This window comes from Variovorax sp. P4_D9, from assembly GCF_056401695.1.
This window is the reverse complement of record NZ_JBFUIU010000827.1, coordinates 1-3,814: the sequence shown is the minus strand read 5'-3', so window position 1 is coordinate 3,814 and position 3,814 is coordinate 1. Positions and strand designations below refer to the sequence as shown.

Sequence of the window (3,814 nt, the reverse complement as noted above, 5' to 3'; positions counted from 1 at the left end):
CCCAGGGCCAGCTGAGCATGCACATCCTGCCGGGCTACGCACCCGACCTGAACCCGGACGAGTTGGTGTGGAGTCATGTCAAGCGCACTGGTGTGGCTCGCAATCCCTTGCGAGCCGGCGAGAAACTCGAAATCCGAGTCGACCAGCAACTGCGCGACATGCAGAAGAATCGCCGGCTGGTTCGATCATTCTTCGAAGCGCCTTCTGTCTCCTATATTTCTGACTGCTGAGTATATGGACGCCTCCCGTGCAACAAGCGAGTTCTTGAAGCTCTGATTCGGCGGTAACGACTGCGGTCTTATATCCGGCCTGTTCGTGCAGATCGGACCGAGGTCCGCCGCCGCTGATGGTCATTCGCGAGGTCGGGTCTCATCTCCTTTGGCGGGCTTCGCACGATGCTTGCCCAGACGGAAATCCAGATTGTCCCGATCCGCGGTCCGACCGCTTCACCATCACTTCATCGACTCGACTCACGCACTCTTCGTGGCTTCCGTTCCTATGGTCAATGTCTCACGTTGTTGATCTAAGCCGCCTGCGCGTGCGCGCCGCAGCCACTTGGTGGAGTGCTCTTCCACTCCGGTCGATACGCTCGCCCGTGCGCCACCAGCGCCCAGGCCGTGCGAGCCATCTTGTTCGCTAACGCCACCACCGCCACGTTCAGCGGCCGGCGTCGCAGCAATTCTTCGAGCCATGCGGGCTTGACCCTCACGTGCGTGATCACTGCACGTGCGCCATGGATGAGCAATGTCCGCAGGTAGGGGTCCCCACGCTTGCTCAGGTGTCCGACGCGCGTCTTGCCGCCTGTTCCGCTGTGCGCCGGAACCAGTCCAAGGCTGGCCGAGAACTCTCGCCCTGAGCGCCACCCACTGGCGTCACCCAGCGTGGCGGCAAGCGCTGTCGCACCGAGCACGCCGATGCCCGGCACTTCGCGCAGCCTGCGCTCCGTGCCAAGCTGGCGTTGCTGCTCGGCGATCTCGGCGTCGAGCTGATCGATGCGGCGCTCGACGTCCTTGAGCGCTTCGAGCTGCAGGTCAACCAGCCGACGCATCAGTTGTGACAGTTGGTCGTCGATCTCATCCCGCTTGGCACCTATCGTCTTGAGGCCGGCCTTCTTGCCGCCTAGCAGCGAGACACCGAACTCGTACAACAAGCTTCGCACCATGTTGATCGTGGCCGTGCGCACGCTCACCCAGTGCGAGCGCGCTCGGTGTAGCGACATCATCGCCTGCTGGGCGACGGTCTTGATCGGGGCACGACGAATGTACCGACTGCTGCGCCGCTAACCAGATCGCCCGTGCATCGGCAGCGTCATTCTTGTTGCTGCGCACAAACGCGCGAACCTGTCGCGCCGGCAGCAACTCGACCTGGTGTCCGAGTCCGCCGAGTACGCGCGCCCAATGGTGCGCACTGCCGCACGCCTCCATCACCACGCGCGCTGGCTGCAGCTGCGCGAAGAATCCGCCCAGCTTGCCTCGAGGGAGCTTCTTGCGCCCGATCTCGCCTGTCTCGCCATCAACCCAGTGAAGCTGTATCACGTTCTTTGCAATGTCCAAGCCATACGTCGTACGATTCATTTCGGGGCCTCCGTCTGAGAGTGGTTGCTACGTCGAACCTCCACTCTGGCACTTGATGCCGTCGACTGCGAGGCCCCCTCCTTCATCAGCGGAATTCCCAACCTTCGCAGTCCTTTAGCGGGAGGGAGGCGTCTATACCATCTCCTTTGGCAAGAAGTTAAGGAAATCCCGTTTTAGCTAAACGGGTCTCGCTCGGGTTGTCCCACATAGCATCTAGGACGATCGCAGCAGGTAGCTGTCGGTAGTGACTGGCAGGGGCTCGCCGTGGCGCGGAACGCTGCGTGGTGGATGTCGGCTCCCGAGGTATCCGGGGCCAGCCGGCCCTGCAGCTGCTCGAAATACATGTTCAGGTGCGCAGCGACAACGGCAGCACGTCCAGCGTCCGCAGCGTGTTCACCGGCCGCCAGCGCGCCGGGCCCGCCGGCTCGATCGCGCTCACTCGGCGGATCAGGGCACCCAGGATGCTTTCGGCTTCCAGCCGGGCGATCATCTGTCCGATGCACGCATGCACGCCGACGCCGAAGGCGCGGTGCACGCCAGTGGTCGCGCGGGTGACGTCGAAGCGGTCCGGGTCGGTCCACTGGCGTGGGTCGCGGTTGGCCGCGCCGATCTGGTAGCCCACCTTGGTGTCGGCGCGCAGCCGCACGCCGCCCAGCTCCACCTCGCCGACGGTGATGCGAAACATGATCTGCGCCGGCGACTCCAGCCGCAGCGCCTCCTCGAAGGCGCCCTTGATCAGCGCCGGATTGGCCTTCACCAGCGCGAACTGGTCGGGGTTCTCCGCCAGCAGCTTGAGGGTGGAGCCGATGCCGGCCATCGTGGTGTCGACCCCGGCGCGGAAGAAGGTCCGCACGTGGAACGGTGCGGTGCCCTTGTCGAAATCGCCGGCGTCCTCTGCCTGGTAGATCTTCTCGCCGAAGYCGCCCGGCAGCATGTACTCGCGGCCCAGCACCTTCGCGTACCAGTCCATGATCGGCGCCGCGCGTTCCAGCGCGGCGGCGGTGCGAGCGTTGTTGGGCCCGATCTGGTTGAAGTTCAGCTCGCCGGTCATCTTGATCCGGTCCGGCGGCACGTCGACGCCCAGCACGGAGGGAAACACGTCCAGCACGAAGGCCTCGGAGATGTCGGCGACGCCGTCGACGCGGCCCTTGGCCACCACCTGGTCGGCGATCTCCTCGGCACGGGCGGCGAATTTTTCCTTCCAGGTCTTCACCACCAGGGGCGACAGGACCTTCTGCAGCGCGGCGCGCACCCGCGTGTGGTCGGGCGGGTCGATCTCGGTGATCGGGCTGCGGGGACGCCAGGCGCCTGGCTTGCGGATGTCGGCCAGGCCCACGCCGCCGGTGGTAGAGAAGCGCGCGGAGTCGCTGGCGACGATGCCGGCTTCCACATGGCGGACGACCGAGTAGTAGTTGTGCGGCGCGACGAACACCGCCGGCGCCATTTCGCGCATGCGCGCGAACAGCGGATATGGATCGGCGATGTTGGCGTCGGAGAAGGGGTCCTCGTCCAGGACCGGGGCTTCGGGGGCGAGTACGGCGCTCATGGCATCACTCCGCGCTGGGCAGCACACGGACTTTGACGTCGCTGATGCGCCAGCCCACGGGCGTGCGGTGGAAGCGCACGTCGTACTTGGCGAACATCGCGAGCTTGCCGGGGCCGTCGCRCCAGTCGGTGATCAGTGCGCGGGCATGGCCCATGGCGTCGTCGGCGCCGGCGCCCGGCACCACGTAGAAGTCGGTCATCTGGTGGTGCATGCGCTGCTTGAACTTCTTCTTCATCACGTCTTCCATCAGCGCCAGCAGCTTGTCGTGGCCCTGGATGGTTTCCGGCGGCAGGCCGGAGCCGCCCTGCGAGGCCGGCGGCGAGTTCAGGCGGGTCCAGGTCGCGTCCTCGGTGAACAGCTGGACGAAGTTGGGATCGCCGGCGTCGGCCAGGTGGCCGTAGCGGGCGAACACCGAACGGATCTCGAGTTCGTCTTCGACGGGCAGGTGGGGAAAGCGGTGCATGGGAAGTCCTCGGGGTTTACCGGGCCACCATCAGTTTGCGCAGCGCGCGGAACGAGGTGTTGGGGGTATACGGATAGTCCTGGCCGGGTACCACGGTCAGGCCGGGCAGGTGGCGGGCCACGCTTTCCAGCATTGCCTCCACTTCTAGCCGGGCCAGCGGCGCGCCCAGGCAGAAGTGGGCGCCGGTGCCGAAGGTGACGTGCTGCATCACGTTGCGGCGGCCCGGCAGGA

Annotated in this window: 4 protein-coding genes and 1 pseudogene; 1 reads left to right on the top strand and 4 read right to left on the bottom strand. The window is 65.6% G+C overall.

Features of this window, described 5'->3' with window-relative positions:
* On the top strand, positions 1–230 hold a 230-nt coding region (locus AC1DY5_RS46160), incomplete at its 5' end, for a transposase (RefSeq protein ID WP_478121087.1).
* 293 nt (positions 231–523) lie between these two features.
* On the opposite strand, the pseudogene AC1DY5_RS46155 reads toward AC1DY5_RS46160, so the two are convergent.
* From AC1DY5_RS46155 to AC1DY5_RS46140, 4 genes and pseudogenes are all read right to left on the bottom strand, one after another.
* Positions 524–1,574: pseudogene (locus tag AC1DY5_RS46155) on the bottom strand (IS110 family RNA-guided transposase).
* Between the two features lie 346 nt (positions 1,575–1,920).
* Positions 1,921–3,120 carry a cytochrome P450 gene (locus AC1DY5_RS46150; protein ID WP_478121086.1) on the bottom strand — a complete coding sequence of 400 codons (1,200 nt, stop codon included), beginning with the start codon at positions 3,118–3,120 and terminating at the stop codon, positions 1,921–1,923.
* 4 nt (positions 3,121–3,124) lie between these two features.
* Positions 3,125–3,583 (bottom strand): nuclear transport factor 2 family protein, encoded by a 459-nt coding sequence (locus AC1DY5_RS46145; RefSeq protein WP_478121085.1) that lies wholly within the window; start codon positions 3,581–3,583, stop codon positions 3,125–3,127.
* Positions 3,584–3,599: 16 nt separating this feature from the next.
* Positions 3,600–3,814, bottom strand: a 215-nt coding sequence (locus tag AC1DY5_RS46140; protein ID WP_478121084.1) for a cytochrome P450, incomplete at its 5' end; no start/stop codon positions are given.